22 protein-coding genes are annotated in these 21,503 nt (G+C 43.1%); 4 read left to right on the top strand and 18 right to left on the bottom strand.

Annotation, left to right across the window (positions count from 1 at the left end; all coding sequences use genetic code 11):
- The first annotated feature begins 168 nt into the window (after nt 1-168).
- On the top strand, nt 169-1,080 hold the full coding sequence (locus tag ACFOSV_RS07980) for an AEC family transporter (protein WP_377905171.1): 912 nt from the start codon (nt 169-171) through the stop codon (nt 1,078-1,080).
- Here the strand turns inward: ACFOSV_RS07980 and ACFOSV_RS07975 are convergent.
- The 11 genes from ACFOSV_RS07975 to ACFOSV_RS07925 form a co-directional block, all read right to left on the bottom strand.
- Nucleotides 1,077-1,886 (bottom strand): inositol monophosphatase family protein, encoded by an 810-nt coding sequence (locus ACFOSV_RS07975; protein ID WP_377905169.1) that lies wholly within the window; start codon nt 1,884-1,886, stop codon nt 1,077-1,079. The two genes, ACFOSV_RS07980 and ACFOSV_RS07975, sit on opposite strands and share 4 nt — an antisense overlap.
- Before the next feature lie 3 nt (nt 1,887-1,889).
- On the bottom strand, nt 1,890-2,579 hold the full coding sequence (gene rsmI / locus ACFOSV_RS07970) for a 16S rRNA (cytidine(1402)-2'-O)-methyltransferase (RefSeq protein ID WP_377905167.1): 690 nt from the start codon (nt 2,577-2,579) through the stop codon (nt 1,890-1,892).
- Nucleotides 2,579-2,809 carry a 4a-hydroxytetrahydrobiopterin dehydratase gene (locus ACFOSV_RS07965; protein ID WP_377905165.1) on the bottom strand — a complete coding sequence of 77 codons (231 nt, stop codon included), beginning with the start codon at nt 2,807-2,809 and terminating at the stop codon, nt 2,579-2,581. The genes rsmI and ACFOSV_RS07965 overlap by 1 nt, the downstream gene beginning before the upstream one ends.
- An 11-nt stretch (nt 2,810-2,820) precedes the next feature.
- Nucleotides 2,821-3,087, bottom strand: coding sequence for a DUF493 family protein (locus ACFOSV_RS07960; protein WP_377905163.1), 267 nt, complete (start codon nt 3,085-3,087; stop codon nt 2,821-2,823).
- Between the two features lie 71 nt (nt 3,088-3,158).
- Nucleotides 3,159-5,270 (bottom strand): SurA N-terminal domain-containing protein, encoded by a 2,112-nt coding sequence (locus tag ACFOSV_RS07955; protein ID WP_377905161.1) that lies wholly within the window; start codon nt 5,268-5,270, stop codon nt 3,159-3,161.
- A gap of 83 nt (nt 5,271-5,353) precedes the next feature.
- The gene (locus tag ACFOSV_RS07950) at nt 5,354-6,634 is read right to left on the bottom strand and encodes a hemolysin family protein (protein WP_377905159.1); all 1,281 of its coding nucleotides are present in this window, start codon (nt 6,632-6,634) and stop codon (nt 5,354-5,356) included.
- Nucleotides 6,635-6,841, bottom strand: a complete 207-nt coding sequence (locus tag ACFOSV_RS07945; protein WP_377905157.1) for a hypothetical protein — start codon at nt 6,839-6,841, stop codon at nt 6,635-6,637.
- Nucleotides 6,838-7,374 (bottom strand): LPS export ABC transporter periplasmic protein LptC, encoded by a 537-nt coding sequence (gene lptC, locus ACFOSV_RS07940; RefSeq protein ID WP_377905155.1) that lies wholly within the window; start codon nt 7,372-7,374, stop codon nt 6,838-6,840. Before lptC ends, ACFOSV_RS07945 begins: the two co-directional genes overlap by 4 nt.
- Before the next feature lie 84 nt (nt 7,375-7,458).
- Entirely contained in the window at nt 7,459-8,757 is a 1,299-nt protein-coding gene (locus ACFOSV_RS07935; protein WP_377905154.1) for a tetratricopeptide repeat protein, read from the bottom strand.
- A 102-nt stretch (nt 8,758-8,859) separates the two neighbouring features.
- Entirely contained in the window at nt 8,860-10,146 is a 1,287-nt protein-coding gene (locus tag ACFOSV_RS07930) for a hypothetical protein (RefSeq protein ID WP_377905153.1), read from the bottom strand.
- Nucleotides 10,136-10,852 carry a type III pantothenate kinase gene (locus ACFOSV_RS07925; protein WP_377905151.1) on the bottom strand — a complete coding sequence of 239 codons (717 nt, stop codon included), beginning with the start codon at nt 10,850-10,852 and terminating at the stop codon, nt 10,136-10,138. Before ACFOSV_RS07925 ends, ACFOSV_RS07930 begins: the two co-directional genes overlap by 11 nt.
- Nucleotides 10,853-10,960: 108 nt before the next feature.
- On the opposite strand from ACFOSV_RS07925, the gene ACFOSV_RS07920 reads away from it, so the two are divergent.
- From ACFOSV_RS07920 to ACFOSV_RS07910, 3 genes are all read left to right on the top strand, one after another.
- Nucleotides 10,961-12,049, top strand: coding sequence for an anhydro-N-acetylmuramic acid kinase (locus tag ACFOSV_RS07920; protein WP_377905149.1), 1,089 nt, complete (start codon nt 10,961-10,963; stop codon nt 12,047-12,049).
- 51 nt (nt 12,050-12,100) lie between these two features.
- On the top strand, nt 12,101-13,327 hold the full coding sequence (locus ACFOSV_RS07915; protein ID WP_377905147.1) for a Glu/Leu/Phe/Val dehydrogenase dimerization domain-containing protein: 1,227 nt from the start codon (nt 12,101-12,103) through the stop codon (nt 13,325-13,327).
- A 176-nt stretch (nt 13,328-13,503) separates the two neighbouring features.
- Nucleotides 13,504-15,024 (top strand): sodium:proton antiporter, encoded by a 1,521-nt coding sequence (locus ACFOSV_RS07910; RefSeq protein ID WP_377905145.1) that lies wholly within the window; start codon nt 13,504-13,506, stop codon nt 15,022-15,024.
- Here ACFOSV_RS07910 and ACFOSV_RS07905 read toward each other — a convergent pair.
- The 7 genes from ACFOSV_RS07905 to ACFOSV_RS07875 all read right to left on the bottom strand — a co-directional run bounded on the left by ACFOSV_RS07905 (nt 15,021) and on the right by ACFOSV_RS07875 (nt 21,497).
- The gene (locus tag ACFOSV_RS07905; protein ID WP_377905143.1) at nt 15,021-15,614 is read right to left on the bottom strand and encodes a DNA-3-methyladenine glycosylase I; all 594 of its coding nucleotides are present in this window, start codon (nt 15,612-15,614) and stop codon (nt 15,021-15,023) included. The two genes, ACFOSV_RS07910 and ACFOSV_RS07905, sit on opposite strands and share 4 nt — an antisense overlap.
- A gap of 12 nt (nt 15,615-15,626) precedes the next feature.
- Nucleotides 15,627-16,481: a formyltetrahydrofolate deformylase gene (gene purU, locus ACFOSV_RS07900; RefSeq protein WP_377905141.1), complete on the bottom strand. Its 855-nt coding sequence runs from the start codon at nt 16,479-16,481 to the stop codon at nt 15,627-15,629.
- Nucleotides 16,478-17,227, bottom strand: coding sequence for a shikimate dehydrogenase family protein (locus tag ACFOSV_RS07895; protein ID WP_377905139.1), 750 nt, complete (start codon nt 17,225-17,227; stop codon nt 16,478-16,480). Before ACFOSV_RS07895 ends, purU begins: the two co-directional genes overlap by 4 nt.
- Nucleotides 17,224-18,159 carry a DUF368 domain-containing protein gene (locus ACFOSV_RS07890; protein ID WP_377905137.1) on the bottom strand — a complete coding sequence of 312 codons (936 nt, stop codon included), beginning with the start codon at nt 18,157-18,159 and terminating at the stop codon, nt 17,224-17,226. The genes ACFOSV_RS07895 and ACFOSV_RS07890 overlap by 4 nt, the downstream gene beginning before the upstream one ends.
- A gap of 59 nt (nt 18,160-18,218) precedes the next feature.
- Nucleotides 18,219-18,989 (bottom strand): phosphosulfolactate synthase, encoded by a 771-nt coding sequence (locus ACFOSV_RS07885; protein ID WP_377905135.1) that lies wholly within the window; start codon nt 18,987-18,989, stop codon nt 18,219-18,221.
- Between the two features lie 10 nt (nt 18,990-18,999).
- Entirely contained in the window at nt 19,000-20,418 is a 1,419-nt protein-coding gene (locus ACFOSV_RS07880) for a tetratricopeptide repeat protein (protein ID WP_377905133.1), read from the bottom strand.
- A gap of 125 nt (nt 20,419-20,543) precedes the next feature.
- Nucleotides 20,544-21,497 (bottom strand): NAD-dependent epimerase/dehydratase family protein, encoded by a 954-nt coding sequence (locus tag ACFOSV_RS07875; protein ID WP_377905131.1) that lies wholly within the window; start codon nt 21,495-21,497, stop codon nt 20,544-20,546.
- Nucleotides 21,498-21,503: the final 6 nt, after the last annotated feature.

Genomic DNA, 21,503 nt, shown 5'->3' with positions numbered 1-21,503 from the left:
CGCACTCAGCTGGCTGATCTGAATCCAGCGGTTTCCTCCTATAATAATGGGTACAAGTTTGGTCATGTCATAAATTTATACCTCAAAACTAGCCTCATTTTCAGCTAGATATAGCAAATACTCAATTATCATTATGTTAATAAAAGGTAACTTTTATACCTTACTTCAATGCTTTCAGCTCTAATCGCGGTATTTTTTCTTTTCCTTGGGCTTTTCCTCCGAAGCCAAAAAAGCTTTCCTATCGGTACCGCTTCCAAGTGGGTGAATAACTACCTTTTTTACCTAGTCTTACCCGCCTTAGCCCTGCTCTACATTCCAAGTATGGAAATGCACTCAGGATTGCTCATTCCCATTTCCGCAGCTTGGTTTACTTTTCTTCTTTCTTGGCTGATCTTCGGCTTGCTGGGCAAGTACCTCAATTGGGGAAGAAATATGACAGGGTGCTTGATCATCGTGGCGGGTTTAGCCAACACCTCTTTCATGGGCTTTCCTGTGATCGAATTTGTTTACGGTAAGGAAGGTTTGCCTACTGCATTTTTGATGGACCAAGGAGGTTCCTTTTTACTCGTGTCGTCTCTTTCCATTGTGGTGGGATCCATTTACAGTGAAAAAGAAGGCGATCTCAGACGGATCCCTTTAAAAATCATCAGCTTCCCGCCATTTCTTTTTCTCGTACTCAGTGTCATACTCAGCCTCCTTCTTATTAAACTCCCTGAAGTATTGATCCCGCCGCTTGAATGGATTGGAATGACTATGGCTCCTATGGCACTTTTGGCCATAGGGTTAAGGCTGTCATTGGATCTCAGCACATTACGTTCCCGATTTTTTTGGCAGGCAATGAGTTATCGATTGATTCTTGCCCCACTTTTGGTTTGGATGATTTATGGATTCTGGCTGGACCGAACTGGTCTTGAATTCAAGGTGATGGTCCTGGAAAGCGGCATGGCTCCAATGATTACAGGATCAATCGTAGCGATCCAATACGATTTGAATCCAAAACTTGCCTCGCAGCTTGCCGGCTTGGGTATGCCAATTGCCGTCTTAAGTTTAGCCTTGTGGTATTTCTTCCTTGGCGCTTAAGTCCAGATGGATTCTACCTCTGAAAGAAACTCAGAATGGATTTGCCCATTCGAGGCCACCACTTCTCGTCCAAAAAGATAATTTTCTCCTCCTGAAAAATCAGTAACCTTTCCACCTGCTTCTTGCACAAGAATAATTCCAGCAGCTACATCGTAGGAATTGAGATTGTATTCAAAATAACCTTCGAACCTCCCACAGGCTACATAGGCCAAATCCACTGCAGCACTACCCATACGGCGTAGGCCATGCGTTTTTTGCATCAGCCCTTTCAGGGCAAAGAGGTATTTGTCGATCTGTTCAAAATCATAATAGGGAAATCCTGTGGCGAGCAGTGAAGCTGACAAATCGGGTGCCGGAGACACTTCAATTCGCTCGTCATTACAAAACGCGCCACCAGCTTTTCTGGCTGAAAAACATTCTGATCGGTTCACTTCGTAAACCACTCCAAGGATCACTTTTCCCTTTTGCTCCAAGCCAATACTCACCGAAAAAACAGGAAGCGCATGGATGAAGTTGGTGGTGCCATCCAAAGGATCAATGATCCAATTCAAAGAGTCGGATTGTGTGGTGTTTGTGCCTTCCTCAGTAATAAAGCCCGCCTCGGGCAAAAGCTTCTCAAGCCGCTGCACGATCAATTTCTCAGCCTCCTTATCCACGTAGGACACGAGATCATTAAATCCCTTATGTTCGACCTTGGACTGCTTAAAATTCAATCGCTCCTGACGAATGAATGCTCCCGCCTCTTTGGCAATACTTTGCACTTCGGCGAGGATTTGATCGAGTCGATCGTCTGAAAAGATACTCATGATTTATTTGGTTTGCTTGCCGGCCACTACCAAGACCAGTTCACCTTTGAGGGGGTTGGTTTCATAATATTCTGCAATCTCCTGTAGCGTCCCCCGCACGGTTTCTTCGTGCAGTTTTGTAATTTCTCTTGAGACAGAAGCTTTCCGGTCAGGACCAAATACTTCTGCTAGCTGACCCAGTGTTTTAATCAGACGGTGCATGGATTCGTAGAAGACCATGGTTCGGGTTTCTTCTGCCAGAAGATCGATACGGGTTTTTCTGCCTTTTTTGTGTGGCAAAAAGCCCTCAAAAACGAAACGATCCACAGGTAAGCCACTATTTACCAAAGCTGGAACAAACGCGGTTGGCCCCGGAAGACTCTGCACGTCATAACCCGCCTCGATCACTTCACGAACAAGCAAAAATCCAGGGTCTGAAATAGCAGGTGTGCCAGCATCACTGACCAGGGCAAATTTCACCCCTTCTTTCATTCGATCGAGAAGCTTTTCCACTGCTCGATGCTCATTATGCATATGGTAGCTTTGAAGTGAATTTTTGATCTCTAAATGCTTCAAAAGCTTTCCAGTGGTGCGGGTATCTTCTGCCAAAATCACATCTACGGCTTGCAGTACTTCAATCGCTCGAAGGGTGATATCCTTCAAGTTACCGATTGGTGTGGGGACTAGTGTAAGATGTGGTAAGGCCTCAGTCATCAAAGAATTGCATCTATCGCTGCTGCGAGTTTTCTGTCTTTTTCTGTAACCACATTCCCAGCGTCATGCGTGGTGAGTTCGATCTCTACGGTATTATACACATTGCTCCAATTCGGATGGTGAGCGTGTGCTTCTGCCAAAAATGCCACACGGGTCATAAAGGCAAAAGCCTCTGTGAAATCCTGAAACTTGAATGTTCTTTTTAACTTATCATTTTCCTCTTTCCACATGATTTTTTGGGTTAAAGTGAAATTACACCTTCAATTTTGGCCGCCTCCTCGTAATAGTTGATGATTTGGTCCGGAGACTCTGCCATGATTCTGATGGTGGCACTGATGTACTTTCCTCCGGAGCTTTCCTTCAGCTCCACCTTATTTTTAGGAAAAACATCAGATACCTCGTCTTTTTTGCCCTTAGGCACTATAAATTTAAACATATAAAGCATAGGGAATTCTCCGCTCGCTAAAAGCTTTTCCCTGAAATTTACTTTATCAAACTTCTCTTTCATTGATACTCAATTTTGGCTTGTAAAAAAAGAACCCATGCTGTGAGACATGGGTTCAAAATCTGTAAGTCCTTTTAGAAGAACTTGTATCTGTAGTCTTTCACATCTGCCATATCCTGAAGTGACATCATCACTTGGTAAGTGGTTCGCTGCGAAGCACTCTGGGTCAATTGACCTTGGAAACCGGAATAATCTCCGATCTCACCTGCTGGAGTCAGCGAATTCAATTTCGCCACGATCACACCCACATCTTCATGGATAGGCTTGGTCATGTCTCCGGCATTTTTCAAGCCAAATACAGCACCAATAGCCGCTGGTGCAAAACCAATCCCTGGAATCACAGAAGAACTCAACTTCAAATCTGGAGTGCTATTGATGGATGCAGCATCTGGGAAAAGTGCTTGCATTTCCTCAAGTGTTGTCTTTGTCTTTAGCTGCTCCTGAATGTAGGCTGCCTTCTTTTCGTTTCTCAACTGAAGGGTCACTTGATCTCTTACATCCTCAAGCTTTGCATCGCCTTCTTCTTTCTTGCTCACCAAAGACGCCACAAGGTATAAATTATCCAATTCAAAAACTGGAGACACCTCATCTACAGAAGCCTCAGAAAAAGCCCAACGAATTACTTCACGAGCACTCTGAATATTATTTAGGTTTCTGCCTTGCGCATCTACATTATTCGCCTGAATAATTCTATATCCGCTTTCTTGAGCATTTTCAGTAAACTGATTTCTGTTGCCACTTTCAGCAGCGAATGAATCCGCATTTCTGAAGGCCTCATTTCGAGTCTCGTCGCTAGCTACTAGCTCAAGTTCCAAAACTGCCAATTTGGTGTATTGCGTTTTGGGAAGCTCTGTTACATTAATGATGTGATAGCCATATTCTGTCTCCACTAGTCGATTGATCAAACCAGTCTGTCTTACCGCATAGGTAGCATTAGCAAATTCCTCTACGAACTCATCTTTAGCAAACCATCCAAGGTCTCCACCTTGCTGTGCTGACGCGTCCTGACCATACTGGCGGGCGGCTAACTCAAATCCACCATTTGCTTGGATATCTTCCAAAACAGACTGGGCTTGAGTGCGAACGTCTTCTTTGGCCAAATCAGACATGTTTTCAGTACTGAAAAGGATATGTGAAGCTCTCATTCGAGGGGTTCCATCGAATTGCTCCGTTACCTTGTACGATACATAAGATGAATTTTGCGTTACAAATGGACCATAAGTCTCACCTGCAACGATTTCATCTACATTCCCAGTCAAACCTACAGGCAAGGCATCACCCGCTCTATAAGTGAAAAATGGGAATTGATTTTCTGAATTTTGAGTCACAAAAACAGAATCATTATCTGATGCTCTAAGCTCCTCAGTCAATTCGCTGATGGTAGAGATCAACTCTGCAGAATCACGACCGCTTGGAAGGATGCTGAAGCTGACATACTCCATGTTTGCAGTATTACCAGTCTGAAACTTACTCTGATTTTTGTCTAAGTAGGATTTCAGTTCGCTATCCGTGATTTTAATAGCCGAATCTGCTACTGCATAAAATGGCACATAAAGGTGAGTCACATCCGCTACACTATTGTCAGCCTTATACGCTGCCTCGGCTTCTGCACTAGTGGCATATTCAGAGGTAGCAAGAAGATTATCATATTTGATACGAAGTCTGGAGTCTGCGAAAAGCTGCTCCTGCTGCGCCCAAAAGGCCTGCTGTGCAGGATCTGCAGTCTCAAGAGATTGTAGAAAAGAGATCAACTGAGATTTGTCAAACTCTCCAGTCTGTGGGTTTACCAATTGCTGACGTAATTCGGCAACGATATTCTTACCCTGAACCATATCCACTAGTTCGGCATCTGAAATCTCCAAACCGAGCTTCTCGTATTCTTCTCTGAACACTCGCTCCACGATCATGGCTTGCCAAGCTTGCTCACGTACAGAAAACATCTCCACTTCTGAAGGTGCTCTTCCTGATCGCTGCTGGAAGCTTAATCTAAATTCTTCAACCTGCTGTATGTATTCTTCATAGGTGATTTCCTCCCCTGCAATTTCACCAACTATATTCTGGCTGGAATTGAGCAATGTGGAGTTTGGGCTTAAAAGATCGCCACCCAAAAGGAATAAAATCAACCCGCCGGCAATAACACCGATTGCGAGACCTGTTCTCTGTCTAATTTGTTTAATTAACGCCATTCTTGTTACTACGCTTTTTTAGGAGTCGCAAAATAACTGCATTACTAACGAATTTCAAAATATATTATGAATCAAAGCCTTAACTAAAAGACGCCAGATGAATTAATTTTCATCTTTACCGAATCAATTCGATGATCCTGCTTTGAGGCTACTGTAAAAGTATAGGGGCCAATGGTAACCGATTCCCCCTTTTTCGGAAGATTCTCCGTCAATGATAGGATTAAGCCAGACAATGTTTCGAAATCACCAATAGGCAAATTCCATCCATACTTATCATTCAGGTAGTCAATCTCATGTCTTGCACTCAATAAATATTCCTGGTCGCTGACCTTTTGCTCGATCAAATCATCATTATCGTACTCATCCTCGATCTCGCCAAAAATTTCTTCGATGATATCTTCCATAGAAACGATGCCACTTGTGCCACCAAATTCATCGACTACCAAGGCCAAACTTTTTCGCTCTTGGATAAATTGAATCAGCAGCTCATTGGCCAAAGCAGACTCAGGAGCGATGATAATCGGGGTGAGAATATCTTCGATGCTTTTGGGCTTCTTAAATAGCTCCAACTGATGACAATAGCCAATTACTTCGTCAATAGTCTCTCGATAGACGATGATTTTAGAATGACCACTTTCCGCAAACACAGCTTTAAGGTCCTCAATCGTATCATCCACCTCCACGGCCACCAGATCCGTACGTGGCACCATGCACTCGCGCAGTCGCACAGTCTTAAACTCCACCGCATTATCAAAAATCTTGGTGTCAATATCCACGTCATTATCTTCTGAGCTCTTGGTCATGTGATCCTGAATAAAGCTATTCAAATCGGTGACCGTAAAAACGGGCTTGTCCTCATTATACTCTAGATTGAGGACTTTGGTAATAAAAAACCTCGACAAACCCACTACTGCCCATACCACAGGGTACATGAGAAGGTAAATGATCAAGAAAGGAATAGCAAAGACATTTAGCAGACTATTCGGATTAAGCAGAAAGATACTTTTTGGTAAAAATTCAGCAGTCACCAATACGATGATTGTGGAAATCAAGGTCTGCAAAAGCAATACAACGGCTTCGTTGTTTAGTACCTCTGGCAGTACGTTTACAATGGGACCTTCCAGAAGATATGCCATAAAAATACCGTACAGCACCAGTGAGATCGTATTGCCCATGAGGGTGGTACCGATAAACTGACCCGGTCTCTGAACAAAGCCACTCAAAATCCGGCCATTCAAGTTTCCTTGTTTGTTTTGAAGTTCGATCTGGAGTTTGTTGGATGAGATAAATGCAATCTCCATTCCCGAGAAAAATGCCGAAAACATCAGCGTAATGACTACATAAATCAGAAAAGGGATAGCCATTTAGCGTTTTCGTTTATTCGGTTTTTTACCTGATTGTTTTTTTGCCTCAGCTTGATTCATGCGGCGATATTGGAACCAAAATAGCAAGGCAATCGCAAACATAAAAATGGCATACGAACTCCCTACTCCCTGTGTCAGCGAAAGATGAATACCGATAATGATCAGGGCCAAAGAAAGGGATAATAATAAAGCGTCTCCTAGTTTCATTGGCCTTCTCCTGGTAGTACCGTACGACTGTCGGTAATATTTTTCAATTGATAATTGGTAAACGTTTCGTCAGATTCCATCCCAGTTCCATTAAAGAGCGTTTGCCCGTCTTGCACGGTGACAAAGGTCTCTGTATAAATTCGCTTTTCCGTTGGATTCCAAAATAATTCTTCGGCCTGAAGTTTTTGGTCTTCGAGCAAATTATTCACTTTGACGTCCCCCACTCCTTTATAAATATTATCAGATTTAAGATAATATCCACGATCTGCGCGCATGGTCGTACCGATGGTTCCGTCCTTTTCAAAAAAAGTAATGTCTATCCCTTCTGGAAATTCCAGATTGCCATTTGCATATTCGAGTTGCTTTGGGGCACGAATTTCTGATCGAATGATGGCCGAATCGCTTTGCACTAAGTGTATATCTGTAGCTGAATTGATAGGACCGTCATAGACTTCCAATGCAGAAACATTGACATCCTCCCTGCAAGAAGCCAGAAGAAGTAGTGTATAAAAGAGAAAACTGTAAGCTTTCATACCCCAAAGATAACTATTAAAGCATGCGAAATAAAAAAGAGGCAGCTCGTAAGAACTGCCTCTCATTATGATATTGCTAGATAATTAATCTCTTGTAGCCAAGGTTACTGTCTCTCCGATCCAGCATCCAGTATTGATAGTAGCACCTACCTGAAGACCTTCCGTAAAGAGTTCTTCCTTGGATGGGAATCTAGCACGTGCATTGGCCATCCCTTGGTTGTTACCTGCTCTTTGGTAAGCATTATATGCAGCGATAAATACCGAGTAATCTTTTGCACGACTTTCTCCACCTTTACAGATATTGAATGAACCGATATACAAATCTCCAATTAGTTTCCAAGCATCGCTAGCCTTTTCAGCATCTAGGTCAGCAGCTTCTCTTGCTGCAGTTCTAGCATTAGAACGATTCCCTTTCTCTGCATAGATCTTCGCTAGCTCAAGCTTAACTTCTGCCTTTTGGGTGTCGTTTTCAGCTAGCTCAAAAGCTTTTTCCAATACTGGCAAAGCTTTGTCATAATCTTGAGTCTGCAAGTATCTCATGGCTCTCACTTGAGAAGTTGCGAAGGTTGGATTTTTTGAGTCAATCAACTCCAAGGCAGTTAAGAATGCGTCGGAAGAAAAGCATTTGTACTGTACAGAGTACTTGAAAATCTGATCAGCAAGTTTTTCGTTTGTTGGGTCTGCCAATAGTTTTGGGCCCATTTTATTTTCAATGAAATCGCAATCAATCAACTTCATTGCTACCAAAACTCGCTCCGTAGTAGCTCTAGTGCCGGCTACGTCTACTCCTTTAGCTTCTGCAGCGTCCAAATATCCTTGGATTTGGTTGTACTTTTCTAGAACCTCATCATCCGTGTAGGCTTTGTTATACGCATTGTGTCTATATACTGCATCGAAATATGCTGCATATAAAGATGGGATAGAAAGCTCACCATTCATCTCAATTCCCTTCTCAAAGTTTTCAACCACCTCGGCAAGCTTCTCCTTATTTCCTTTGTAGAAGTCGTATCCGTAGTAAGCTTTATTCTCAATCCAGTTTGGCTCGTTGTTATACAACTCTGCTCTTTTTTCGTAGATCGCCATTACGGAGTCTTGATATACTCGCTTCTTAGCAGCATCTGCTTCAGCATCTGCCACTTCTTTGTAGATCATCACACCATTGATGTATAGCGATTCATTAAGTTCAGGCACGTTTACTAGCAACCAGTTCAAGGGGCCAGTGGCCTGAGGAAACTGCTCGGACTTCATGTAATCTGTATAGGCCGCATTGAGCTCTCTCGCTTTCGCTTCTGCAGCTTGATCAGCGGGCCAATTCCATCCATCCTGCGCTTGGACCAGTCCAATGACACAAAATGCTGCTACGCTGAGTAGTAATGATTTCATCTTCATTTTCGTAATTATTTAATTCGGCGATTAATATTCTAAGCTTCTAATTTCTTTATCTCCTCCAAATAAGGGCCTTCAATTTCGGATTTTTTTTTGAATTTATTCAAATGGTCTTTTATAAAACCAGCTATTATCATTCAAACTGAACCCGAGAGTGAAGTTCACATAGTCTTCTCTGATCAAGCCATTGTCCAAAGTTCCTCTCCTTCCTACCTTGACAGCAAAGTTCACTAGGGACAGCTGATTCACTGGAACAGAAGCTCCAAAGTTGATGCCAACATCATTGACATTTGTCTGGTTTAAAGCGTAAGGAGTCTGCTGATATTCCAATCCGAATCGGTAAGTCGCTCGCTTCAAAGCATTGTCAATGGCAAGATAATTTGGGGTAATTTGTATGCCCAAACCAATCTTCACTGCTTCCTTCAAAAGCGTCTCTTCTCCAAGGAAGGATCGGTACTGGTTGAAGTCCTGATATTGGCCTTCAAATCCAATCACGTATTTATTTGATTTTTCGTAACTGACGCCGAATCCAAGGCGATTTGGGATATAAACTGAGCCCGGTTCATTGTTCGCGATAAGGTCTCCGTCGGAGTCTGGATCAGAGGCTTGACCAAAGGCTGCAAGTTTTGCATAAGCCGTACCTCTTACATCCCCTAGTGATTGATAGATCGCTCCGAGGTGTAGATTGCCTGTGGCACTGATTGGAAAGTAGTAATGAGCCCCTGCTTTAAAGCCCACATCACTGACTGTTAATCTTTCATAATATTCAGTTCGGTTACCCACTACGTTGTCATTGTCATTGGTCAAAGTGAGCTGATTGGATCTAATCGTAGAGCCAAACAAGTACGAACCAGTCACCCCAATACTCAGATTTTTAGCCAGCACATAGCCGAAGTTTAAGTAGGCTTCACTGATTCCCCCATCTCCTTCGATGAAATTGTTGGCATCCACATTGGCAGCACCGCTCACATCACTACCAACCACCAATCTATAATTCACACTGGTGATTTGGTTTAGCCCCATTCCTCCACCAAATTTTCCTGATTTGAATGGAAAGGACATGGCGATATACGAAAGTCCTCCTCCATCTACTTGGGAAGTTTCGACATTCGTTTGAGCATTTATTCGCTTATAATTCAGCGCTGCCTGAAAGTTAAATACCGTATTTCGAGTGGAAAGTGCAGGATTGACCACATTAGGATTCCAGGCAGTTCCAAAGCTAATGCCTAGCCCACCCATGGCTTGATTATGTGTTAATCCTGAGTAATTAAACTCACCAATTCCTAAGGCACTATAAGTGGAAGCACTGGACTGTGCCTGCACCTCTGAAAACAAGAAAAGGGCGCTTAGGACACCCAAGAAAGTCAATCTGATTTTACTCAACATTGTGGTTTAGAATGCAATTCAATCCAACGAGGACCAAATTTGGGACTACAAATATGTGGTCTTTTGCCAATGAATCAAAGAAATGTGAATCTCCTCCACTGATAAAGGCCTTGATTTCTGGAAATTCTTGACGATATGAATCAATTTGACCCATAACCTCATAGACGATACCCTGCCAAATTCCTGTTTTCATACAATCCACGGTGGTCTTTCCCACTCGAAAGGTAACGGGAGCGTCCAGAGCCACCAAGGGCAAATTTGCCGTGAGTGAATGCATGCTTTCTGCACGCAGTCTCAGGCCTGGACTGATCGCACCACCTTGGTACGTAGCATTGCCATCTACCCAGTCAAAGGTGATGCAAGTGCCCAAGTCAATGGCTAAAACAGAACCTCCTCCAGCTCTAGACCAGGCTCCAACTGCCCCAGCTAATCGATCCAGTCCTAAGGTGGACTGACTCTGATACTCATTTTTTAGCGGGGTGGGCGTTTGATGATCTAGAAATAGATGCTCAAAGGGCAATTGAACATGGAGTACTTCTCTGGAATATCGGACAGAACTTACGATACAAGCATCAAAATCCATTAATATCCACGATTCTATGGCGTTTTCGAGGCTTCCGAACGTAGATTCCACAAGCAAATCTTCCCCTTCAAAAAGAGCAGATTTGATCCGTGAATTTCCGATATCGATACAGAGATTGGGCATAAGCAGTAGTATCAGCTTGCAAATTAGGAAATAAAAAAAGCCATAGATTTGCTTAACTTTAATTAAGTCCTGATCCCGAGTCAGCTTAACAACTTTTAACCCCCTCCCATGGAAAAGTTCTCCGTCATTGGCTTGATGTCCGGTACCTCCGGAGATGGTTTAGACATTGCTCATTGTTCATTTACCAGAGACAGCTTTTGGAGTTTTGAGCTCTTAAAATGTCAAACCATCACGTTTCCCCTAGACCTTGAAAAGGACCTAATGAAGGCTCACTTACTATCTAGCATCGAGCTTCAACTACTTGATGTAAGACTCGGAAAATGGATGGGAATGGCGGTAAAGGAATTTTGTGCAGACCTCCCAGAGAAGCCAATGGCTGTTTGCTCCCATGGTCATACCGTTTTTCATCAGCCAGAAAAAGGCCTGAGCCTTCAAATTGGGAATGGGTACTGGCTTGCGCAAAAAAGTGAAATACCGGTTTTGAATGACTTTCGGATGAAAGACATTTCTCTTGGAGGGCAAGGGGCACCACTGGTCCCGATCGGAGATCGTCTCCTGTTTTCAGACTATGATTTTTGCCTGAATCTGGGCGGAATCTCAAATATCAGTATGGAGGTGAAAGGTGAAAGAAAAGCCTTCGACTGCACGCCATTCAATGGCTTATTCAATCATTTTGCGCAAAAGCTAGGAGCGGCATACGATGATAATGGCAAATGGGCTGCGGAAGGACAAGTGAATCCAGGCCTATTGGATGAGCTCAATTCACTCCCTTATTATCAAAAATCTGGCGCAAAATCTTTAGGCCGAGAAGATCTTCAAGCTGATTTCTTACCTATTTTGGAGCGAAGCAAAATCCCGACAAAAAACCTTCTGGCCACATTGAGTGCTCACTTTGCTTTTCAAATCGCCAAAATCATTCGCACTTCGCAGTCCTCGGTTGATTCCAAGGTACTCATCACAGGAGGTGGGGCCTATCACCAAACCTTTATCCGAGATCTCAAAAAAGAGCTGCACAGCCAAACAGAAATTGTCATACCTAAACGAGAATTGATTGAGTTTAAAGAAGCTCTCATTTTTGGATTTTTGGGAGTTTTGAAAATGTGTGAGGAAAATAATTGTCTAGCCAGCGTGACCGGTGCTAGAGAGGATTCTAGCGGTGGAACTTGGTACGATTACCGACCATCCCAAGGACGATAGGAAGGAATGTGATTTTTTCTATTTTTGCCCGACTATAAACCCAATTACCCAATGCAAGATTTACTTAAGAAGTTTGAGAATAAAAAACCTGAGGTCATATTTGAATGGAGCGATAGTGAGACCGAAGCCGAAGGCTGGGTGGTGATCAACTCCCTACGTGGAGGAGCTGCCGGGGGAGGAACTCGAATGAGAAAGGGCCTCGATAAGCGTGAGGTAGAATCACTCGCTAAAACCATGGAGGTAAAGTTTACCGTATCGGGACCAGCCATCGGAGGCGCAAAATCAGGAATCAATTTTGACCCAAAAGACCCTAGGAAAAATGATGTTCTCAAGCGTTGGTACAAGGCCGTTACCCCCTTACTCAAAAACTATTATGGCACTGGAGGCGATCTCAATGTAGACGAAATCCACGAAGTCATTCCTATCACTGAGTCCTATGGAATCTGGCATCCCCAAGAAGGCATCGTAAATGGCCACTTCCATGCTACCGAGCCAGAAAAAATTCGCAAAATCGGTCAATTGAGACAGGGTGTATCCAAGGTTTTGGAAGACCCAGAGTATACTCCAAACGGACCTAAAAAATACACAGTAGCCGATATGATCACCGGATATGGAGTTGCTGAGGCTGTTCGGCATTACTATGAAATCTGGGGAGGAAACATATCCGGTAAACGAGCCGTAATCCAAGGCTGGGGAAATGTGGGCGCAGCGGCAGCCTGCTTCCTAGCTGTAGAAGGTGTCAAGATTGTAGGCATCATCGATAAGGATGGAGGAGTGATAAATGAAGCTGGTTTTAACCTAGATGAGGTCAGAGAGATGTTTATCAATAGAAAGGGAAATACACTTGTAGCCGACCACTTTATTCCTTTTGAAGAAATCGATGAGAAAATCTGGGATTTGGAAAGTGAAATATTTATTCCGGCAGCAGCTTCTAGATTGATCACCAAGGATCAGGCAGAGCGAATGGTAAATGCTGGGCTGGAAGTAATTTCCTGTGGAGCCAATGTCCCTTTTGCAGATCCTGAAATATTCTTTGGACCTATCGGCCTTTGGACAGATGAGCGTGTTTCCTTGATTCCGGACTTTATTGCCAACTGTGGTATGGCACGTGTATTTGCATATTTAATGAGTGAAAGTGCTGAGGTTACCGATCAAGCAATTTTCTCCGATGTCAGTGAAACTATCGCAAAGGCCTTGAGAAGATCCCATGAAACTAATCCATCTAAAACTAAAATCGCCCAGAACTCCTTTAAAATCGCGTTACAAGAACTTGTGTAGCCTCATACCGCTCGCAAGTTCTCTGAATTAATTTTGGAATAAATCTTACCGTTAGCAAAACCTGCTTGGAGATTCTCAGGCAAAATCAGTAGTTTAGCACAAGACACCCTACTTTTTGAAAAGGAGGATTGAGAAATACCCAATTTTAATTTGAAAAAATAGCCTTCACCCAACATATGCAGATTTTTCTTTGTCGTTTGTTTTTCATTTTCGCCCTTGCCTTCACGGGATTGGCTTCACAAGAGGTATTGGCCTCGAATGAACCAATGGCCATGGAAACATTAGCTTTGGATGAAATCCAAGTCGATCAAGAAGACTCGCACGCTGAGGCGGGTGCCGAGCATGGGTCCGATGAAGAGCATGGTCACTCCGCTCCGATTTGGCTAGTGATTCCTTTTGTAGCCCTGTTGCTAATGATTGCCACGGGACCGCTGTTTTACGAGCATTTTTGGCATAAAAACTATCCCAAAATTGCGATGGGTCTCGCCATCTTGGTAGTCTTCTACTATCTCTTTGTTCTAGATAATGTACATGGGCCTGTGCATGCTTTAGCAGAGTACGTGCAATTTATAGCACTGCTTGCCTCGCTGTACATAGCCTCAGGGGGCATTTTGATAGAAATTGATAAAAAATCAACTCCTCTTGCCAATGTAACTCTACTTGTGGTAGGCGCTTTGATTTCCAATCTCATCGGAACCACAGGTGCCTCAATGCTTTTGATCCGGCCTTTTATTCGGCTGAACAAAGGAAATATTCAGGCCTACCATATTATCTTCTTCATCTTCATGGTGAGTAACATTGGAGGTTCGCTGACTCCGATTGGAGACCCTCCATTGTTCTTGGGTTTTCTCAAGGGAATTCCATTTTTCTGGACTCTCGAACATAACTGGCCAGCTTGGGTATTTGCTCTAAGTATGCTGGCGGTGATTTTTTACTTCATCGACAAAAAGATGGGCAGATCTGCAGATAGCTCCGAACTTGAGCCGGTCACTTATTCTAATAAATTTACCCTTTTAGGAGTCAAAAATTTTGGTTGGCTCTTTATCATAATTTGTTCGGTATTCCTTGATCCCAATGTGATTGAGTGGGTTCCTGCCATCCATTACGATGGACAGAAGTTCTCCTTTATCCGTGAGATCATCATGCTCTCTGTAGCTTTCTTTTCCTATCGATTGGCGGACCAGCGAGCAATCAAAGGCAATGAATTTAACTTCGAACCAATTCGAGAAGTAGCATTTATTTTCATCGGTATTTTTGGAACAATGATGCCTGCTCTCGAGCTTGTGGGGAACTTTGCAAAGTCTCCAGAGGGTGCACAACTGATCACTGCAAATACCTTGTATTGGGGAACAGGAGTGCTGTCAGGCTTTTTGGACAATGCTCCCACTTACTTAAACTTCTTAGCGGCGGCAATGGCTTCTGGTGGAGGCTCGATCAATAATATCGAGGAAGTACGTCAATTTGCCGCAGATGGCTATCCAGATTCCTCTTTCCAGCTGATGGCAATTGCCATCGCATCCGTATTCTTTGGAGCAATGACCTACATTGGAAATGGTCCAAACTTTATGGTGAAGTCTATTGCAGAGCAAAGTGGAATCAAAATGCCATCCTTCTTTGGCTACATCATCCGATTCTCTTTGCCAATTCTCCTACCCTTACTATTCTTGGTGTGGCTAATCTTTTTTGCTTTTCATTAAGCTTTCTGCACCTCTCTAAAGCGAAAACAATCCACCAAATGGTCATTGACCAAACCCGTAGCCTGCATGTGTGCGTAGAGGGTGGTAGTTCCTAAAAATTTAAACCCACGCTTTTTCATATCCTTCGCCAAGGCATCCGATTCGGGAGAAGTGGCCGGAGCTTCAGACATAGATTTCAGCTTATTTACCTTCGTCTTACCTCCCACAAATCCCCAGATGTAGTTAGAGAAACTTCCAAACTCCTGCTGCACTTCCATAAATCGTTCGGCATTATTGATCGCAGCTTTAATCTTGAGGCGGTTTCGAATAATACTTTTATCCTCCAAGAGTTCCTCCACATAGCTATCAGGAAAACCAGCGACAATTTTATAATCAAAGTCCGCAAATGCCTTTCGATAACCTTCGCGCTTTTTTAAGATCGTAGCCCAACTCAAACCAGCCTGTGCACTTTCCAAAATCAGAAACTCAAAGTGAATTTTGTCATCGTAAACTGGTACTCCCCACTCCGTGTCATGATAGATCACATAGTCCTCGAAACCTAGGCACCAAGGGCATCTAACTTTAGAATCAGTGGGTTGAACAGATTTCATGCAATTAGCCTTTTAATAAAAAATAATTGTCCGGTTTCTGAACACCATGACTTTTCGGTCAAGATGAGACTTAATGGCTCTTGAGAGCACCACTTTTTCCACGTCTTGACCTATGCTGACGAGCTCTGAAATGCTATTATGATGTCTCACTCGGGCTACTTCCTGTTCGATAATCGGCCCTGCATCTAGCTCCTCTGTCACATAGTGAGCCGTAGCTCCAATGATTTTCACGCCTCGTTCAAAAGCTGCATGATAGGGCTTTGCTCCCACAAAAGCCGGCAAAAAGGAATGATGAATGTTGATGATCCGATTGGGAAAATGCTGGATAAACTCAGGCGAAATAATCTGCATGTACCTAGCCAAAACCACAAAATCGATTTCATGCTCTCGCATCAATTCGAGCTGCCTTTGCTCTGCCTTCTTCTTAGAATCTTTGCTCACAGGAATGTGGAAGTAAGGAATCCCAAAAGCCTCCACCACCCCGCGAATATCCTCATGATTTGAGATCACCAAAGGAATGTCCACTTCCAATTGTCCGGAATGATGCCGTGCTAAAATATCAAAAAGGCAGTGCGAGAGTTTACTCACAAAAATCGCCATCCGAATTTTGGGATCATTAAAATGAAGCGTAAAACTCATCTCAAAACGACCTGCCACCTTCTCCTCAAACTCTGATAAAATCTGATCTCGATCTAAAGCAAATGAATCCAATTCCCAGCAGGCCCGCATAAAAAAGCGCTTGGCTTCATGATCCACATACTGGTCTACTTCAAGAATATTACCTCCGCGATGATAGAGGAAGTCAGAGACCGCTGCCACAATCCCCTTCTGATCGGGGCATTGGATGATTAGGATAGCTTTTCTCATGTCCGCTTGGGTGTGTTCCAGATGGTCCAAGCAGCTTCGGCCTGTCCTATTAGCATTTCTAGTCCATTAATCGCTTTTCCTCCTCTCTCCTCCACATGCTTCATCATAGTCGTTTGGTCTGGATTATAGACCAGATCGTAGTACAAGATGGAAGAATTAAGTTGCTCCAACGGAAGATCTGGATGTTGATCAATTTTAGGAAATGTTCCTAGGGGTGTGGTATTAACAATCAATGGATGAGCGGTCAATAAATTCGGATCTGACTTCAAATCCTCATAGCTTATTTGACCTTCTGATGGATTCCTAGAAACCATCAAATACTCAATTCCTAAATCCATTAAGGCTACCTTTACGGCTTTAGAAGCACCACCTGTTCCTAAGATCAAAGCATTCGGACGAGCGTCACCAAGCCAGTTTTGCAATGAGTTTTTAAACCCAACATAATCCGTGTTGTGACCGATAAGGCTGCCGTCAGAAAATTGGATGCAATTCACTGCGCCTATCCGCTGACAGGCAGGAGCTATTTCATCCACAAAATCCATGACTTGCTGCTTATAGGGAATAGTGACGCACAGGCCTTCTAAGTTAGGATGAGAAGAAAGTACCTCCTTAATATTCTCGATTTTCGGAATTTCAAATAACTCAAACTCACAATCGCTCAAGCCTTCTTTTTCAAACTTTTCGCTGAAATACTTCTTCGAAAAAGAATGTCCAAGAGGAAAGCCGATGAGTCCGAATTTTCTCATTTCTTAGAAAAATAAGCTGCCAAACGATCAATAGAAAACACCAACAAGATCCCAAAAGCAAAAGCTCCAATGGCAATCCACAATTGTGGATCCTCTCCCAGCATCTCTTGATAGGAACCCGGAGAAAGGTTTTCAGTCAAAAAAGGCTTTTCTTCACCACTTGATGAGGTGCGATATGCTGTCACTAGTTTCCATGGCCAAAGTTTATTCAGCGAACCCAGCATAAATCCAGAAAGTAGGCCTATAGTGGTGGCATAATATTTTTTCAAAAGCCAGGAAATCAACCGGCTAAAGGAAAGAATTCCTACTAAACATCCAGAGGCAAAGATTGCCAAAGTGAAGAAATCTCGCTCAGACAATGCGGTAAGGATAGATTCATATTTACCCAAAATCAGCAATAAAAAGCTACCGCTAATTCCCGGCAAAATCATGGCGCAAATGGCAATCGCACCTGCCACAAAGGTAAACCAAAGACTGTCTGGAGAGGAGATGGGAGGCAATTCGGTCACGAAATACGCCGACACAATACCCACAATAATGGCGAAAACCACTCCCAAGTGCCACCTTGAAATATCCTTCAAAATCATAAAAGCACTGATCAAAATAAGACCGGAGAAAAAGGACCAAAGTGCAATGGGTTCCTCATCCATCAAATAGGTGATAAGATCAGATAGCAGGAAAATACTGGTCATGATTCCTAGCAAGAGCGCCAACAAAAAGGTACCATTTACTCCTTTGTAAAAATCCACAAATCTACCCTTTAGCAACAAGCGCAGCGTATCTCCATTAATTGAAGTGATGGAGTCGAGGAGTCTTTGATAAATCCCTGTGATCAAGGCTATAGAACCTCCAGAAACCCCTGGAACTATATCTGCTGCGCCCATACCCATTCCTTTGAAGAAGATGAGCAAATACCTTTTGACTATTTCCATGGATAAAAAATAAGGCTGACTAGAGTACCTAATCAGCCCAAATTTAAAGATTCGTACGATTATAAGCTGATACCATCGAGGAACATATCAAATGTATCCCCTCTCAAGCCAAGCCTGATAGTTTCTAATGGAATGATTTCCGATGGGCTGATATTTCCAAGGTTGACATTGGTCCCCAATAGCTTAATAAACCAGACCTGCTGACTTTTGATCGGAGCTTCCCAAATAATCTTGTCGCCTGGTATTTTGGTAAGAATCTCTTCCACCAATCCTTGTCTTACTTCTCCAGAATCTCTGAAAAGACCCACATTTCCTCCTTCTCGTGCCTCACCGATTACTTTCCATGCACCGGCATCAAGCTCGGTTTGCATTTGCTCGATCCACTTGTATGGTGGGATGATCTTTGCAGCATCCTTAGAGCCAACTTCAGATAGTACGGTTACTTGTTTGGCAAGCGTAGAGATATAGTCACACTTCTTGTCATGATTCAAAGTGATGGATCCATCAGAAACTTCAGCATACTCTAAGCCATACTTATCCAAAACCCCTCTGTAATCATCAAATTGTCCGCGGACAATAAAAGCTTCAAATAGGGTTCCTCCGAGATAAACAGGGATTCCTGCTGCCTTGTACAGCGCTATTTTCTCTTTCAGGTTTTTGGTGACATAGGAGGTAGCCCAACCCAACTTCACGATATCTACATAATCTCCGCAGCTATCTACAAAATCTTCTACTTCTCTCAGGCTCAGACCCTTGTCCATAGCCATAGTAAATCCTTCGGCGCGTGGTTTTTGAGTACGTACCGGTATATTCTTTAGCTCGTAATTCATTCAGAAGGTTTTAGGTTTTATCAGGATTGTCTTCTTTGTACTGTGCAATGATCTTGTAAATAGCCTTTTGTTTTTCTAATTCAGGCATTAATTCAAACAGGATCGTGTGCTTTTCGAAGTCCAAAGTTAATGCATTTTCTAAAAATGAGAATGCCTCCTTGTATTTACCCATTTTTATCTGGTAAACAACCATTCGATAGTATAACTCAGCCTCCTCTGGAAGCTCATCTATTCCCTCGGTGATCACGTCTATGGACTCCTCAAATCTATTTTGATCAAAGTAAATTACCGATAAATTGACATAGGTCTCCATTATTCCAGGCTCGAGATTGATTGCCTCTTCGTAGGCCTCAGAACTAGCTTGTAGATTTCCCAGTTTGAATTCAGCATCTGCCAAGCCCACCCAGTAATTCGGATTTCCCTTGGTAAAATTCAGTGCCTTTTTGAAATAATGGATGGCCTCGAAATACTTCTCTTTCTTAAGCATGCACATTCCCAGACCAAACCAAGCATCATCGTACTCCTCGTCTAGTTTAGCGGACTTCTTAAAATACTTGAATGCCTCCTCGATTTTGCCAAGCTTCTCGTATGCAGCCCCCATATAGCAGCAGTTCTCCGCATTGGCACCTTCGCAATTGATGGTATTTTGATAGGCTTCCAGAGCAAGCTCGTATTGCTGTGTATTCATCAGGGCATTACCAAGATTGAAATACGCAGAGGCAAATGAATCATCGATCAGCAAAGCATAATCATATGCCTTGATGGCTTCTTCAAACCTGCCGAGACGATTATAGACTACGCCCAGATTGTACCAAGCACCCGCGCTGTAGGGGTCCTGATCGATAAACTGCTGGTAGAATTCTAATATTTCATCAAAGGACCCCTCTTCTTCAGTGATCATTGCCAACTGAAAAAGAGCGTCTTCGTGATTGATTCGGCACTTGACGGCCTCCTTGAAGTAGAACGTGGCTTTTTTATTATCTCCTTTGATTCGGTAAAGATTCCCGAGGGAGTAGTTCACTTCGGCTTTATCCTCTGCAAGGGAAAGATAATTCTCGAGCAGTTCTATGCCCTGATCATACGATCCAGCTAGAATGTGCCCATTGGCCAAAGCAAGGATAATCTCCTCATTGTTGGGGGAAAGGTTATTGATGTTCTCTAGGATTTCCATTCCTTCCTCTAGTTCGTCATTGAAAATCAGGCACTGCGCTTTGAGCATCTTGATATCAACGGAATAGGGGAATCTTTCGAGAGAAAATTCGGCAGCACGTAGGGCCTTTAGGAATTTTTGCTGATCAAAGTAGAAGCGGATGATGTCTTCAAGTTCCTCTTCTTCAAAGTACAAATCCAAATTAGATTTGAGGGAATTTTCAAATCGCTCGATGAGCTTTTTTTCATTTTCCCAATCGTAGTCATGATCTCCTGTCATTCGGAAGGGTTAAGGTTCTTTTAATTTACCAATTAAATTGGTGCTTCAAAATCGAAATTTGACTTTTTTTTGAGGCTTGGTGGGGTCTAGGTTGCTTTCGAAAACGTATACCTGGGAGGATTAGTTTACTTTGCCCATTCAAATGTCTCCTCTAGACTTCTGTAATTGAATTCAAGCAGACGATTTACTTTTTGATTATCAAAAAATATTTGCTGCTGAGCGATCAGTGCGGTCTGTTTATTTAAGATGGTTTTGGTCAGCCTGAGCTTTGAAAAGAGCCATTGAGCTCGAAGTACCCAAGCCAATAAACTGTCAGCCAAAGGCTTATTCGGCGCTTTCATTCCGAAGACTTGCCCCATCAACTCGTAGAACTCTTTGTATGCCATACTTTCTCGATTGAGGATAAACCGCTCTCCCCATTGTTCTTTTTCATAGAGTCTTCTCACCAAGATCGCTGCGTCCCGGATATCTATAAAATTGACCGTGCCTTTAGGATAATAGGTTCTGCCTTCTTTGAGGTATTCATAGATCATTGTGCTACTTCTATCATCAGAAGTTTTAGCCAGCAAAATCGAGGGATTGACCACCATCAGATCTAGACCTTCTTGTTCCCCTCTCCACGCTTCTAATTCACCCCAATATTTGGAGATCGAATAGTCTGTATTTAAGGGTGATTCTGTCCATTTATGCTTTTCATCCACAGATTTTAATTCAGGCGAGCGCCCAATGGCGGCCACCGAGCTGATGTAAATAAGACGTTTGACTCCGTCAGCGAGCATGGTATTGACCAAATTGGCCGTGCCTTGGACATTCACAGCATAAAGAGTGTTCTTGTCTTTAGGATCAAATGAAACTTTTCCAGCGGCATGAATGACCAAATCTATGTCAATCAAGGCTACACTAAGTGACTCTGGATCCAAAACATCACCCTCTCTCCAATGGATCGGAAAATCCGCGTTTTCGAGCAGCCTTTTTGAGGAGCCCTCGCGGATAAGTCCGTGAATTTGGCCTATTTCTGAAAAAACCTTGGCGAGGTAACTTCCAAAAAGGCCGGTGATGCCTGTGATGAGTATATTCATCTGAGA

The sequence above is a fragment of the Algoriphagus namhaensis genome (assembly GCF_042649705.1).
In the GTDB taxonomy this organism is placed as follows: domain Bacteria; phylum Bacteroidota; class Bacteroidia; order Cytophagales; family Cyclobacteriaceae; genus Algoriphagus; species Algoriphagus namhaensis.
The sequence above is the reverse complement of the archived record's forward strand: the minus strand, read 5'-3'. Positions and strand labels throughout refer to the sequence as shown.

Bases quoted from the DNA above. Each gene is read 5' to 3' on its own strand.
- ACFOSV_RS07910 (WP_377905145.1), top strand. From the start codon at position 13,504: ATGCAGATTTTTCTTTGTCGTTTGTTTTTCATTTTCGCCCTTGCCTTC.
- ACFOSV_RS07975 (WP_377905169.1), bottom strand. From the start codon at position 1,886: ATGAGTATCTTTTCAGACGATCGACTCGATCAAATCCTCGCCGAAGTG.
- ACFOSV_RS07885 (WP_377905135.1), bottom strand. From the start codon at position 18,989: ATGAATTACGAGCTAAAGAATATACCGGTACGTACTCAAAAACCACGC.
- ACFOSV_RS07930 (WP_377905153.1), bottom strand. From the start codon at position 10,146: ATGTTGAGTAAAATCAGATTGACTTTCTTGGGTGTCCTAAGCGCCCTT.
- lptC (WP_377905155.1), bottom strand. From the start codon at position 7,374: ATGAAAGCTTACAGTTTTCTCTTTTATACACTACTTCTTCTGGCTTCT.
- ACFOSV_RS07875 (WP_377905131.1), bottom strand. From the start codon at position 21,497: ATGAATATACTCATCACAGGCATCACCGGCCTTTTTGGAAGTTACCTC.
- ACFOSV_RS07935 (WP_377905154.1), bottom strand. From the start codon at position 8,757: ATGAAATCATTACTACTCAGCGTAGCAGCATTTTGTGTCATTGGACTG.
- rsmI (WP_377905167.1), bottom strand. From the start codon at position 2,579: ATGACTGAGGCCTTACCACATCTTACACTAGTCCCCACACCAATCGGT.
- ACFOSV_RS07945 (WP_377905157.1), bottom strand. From the start codon at position 6,841: ATGAAACTAGGAGACGCTTTATTATTATCCCTTTCTTTGGCCCTGATC.
- ACFOSV_RS07890 (WP_377905137.1), bottom strand. From the start codon at position 18,159: ATGGAAATAGTCAAAAGGTATTTGCTCATCTTCTTCAAAGGAATGGGT.
- ACFOSV_RS07980 (WP_377905171.1), top strand. From the start codon at position 169: ATGCTTTCAGCTCTAATCGCGGTATTTTTTCTTTTCCTTGGGCTTTTC.
- ACFOSV_RS07955 (WP_377905161.1), bottom strand. From the start codon at position 5,270: ATGGCGTTAATTAAACAAATTAGACAGAGAACAGGTCTCGCAATCGGT.
- ACFOSV_RS07925 (WP_377905151.1), bottom strand. From the start codon at position 10,852: ATGCCCAATCTCTGTATCGATATCGGAAATTCACGGATCAAATCTGCT.
- ACFOSV_RS07950 (WP_377905159.1), bottom strand. From the start codon at position 6,634: ATGGCTATCCCTTTTCTGATTTATGTAGTCATTACGCTGATGTTTTCG.
- ACFOSV_RS07960 (WP_377905163.1), bottom strand. From the start codon at position 3,087: ATGAAAGAGAAGTTTGATAAAGTAAATTTCAGGGAAAAGCTTTTAGCG.
- ACFOSV_RS07965 (WP_377905165.1), bottom strand. From the start codon at position 2,809: ATGTGGAAAGAGGAAAATGATAAGTTAAAAAGAACATTCAAGTTTCAG.
- ACFOSV_RS07920 (WP_377905149.1), top strand. From the start codon at position 10,961: ATGGAAAAGTTCTCCGTCATTGGCTTGATGTCCGGTACCTCCGGAGAT.
- ACFOSV_RS07915 (WP_377905147.1), top strand. From the start codon at position 12,101: ATGCAAGATTTACTTAAGAAGTTTGAGAATAAAAAACCTGAGGTCATA.
- ACFOSV_RS07880 (WP_377905133.1), bottom strand. From the start codon at position 20,418: ATGACAGGAGATCATGACTACGATTGGGAAAATGAAAAAAAGCTCATC.
- ACFOSV_RS07895 (WP_377905139.1), bottom strand. From the start codon at position 17,227: ATGAGAAAATTCGGACTCATCGGCTTTCCTCTTGGACATTCTTTTTCG.
- purU (WP_377905141.1), bottom strand. From the start codon at position 16,481: ATGAGAAAAGCTATCCTAATCATCCAATGCCCCGATCAGAAGGGGATT.
- ACFOSV_RS07905 (WP_377905143.1), bottom strand. From the start codon at position 15,614: ATGAAATCTGTTCAACCCACTGATTCTAAAGTTAGATGCCCTTGGTGC.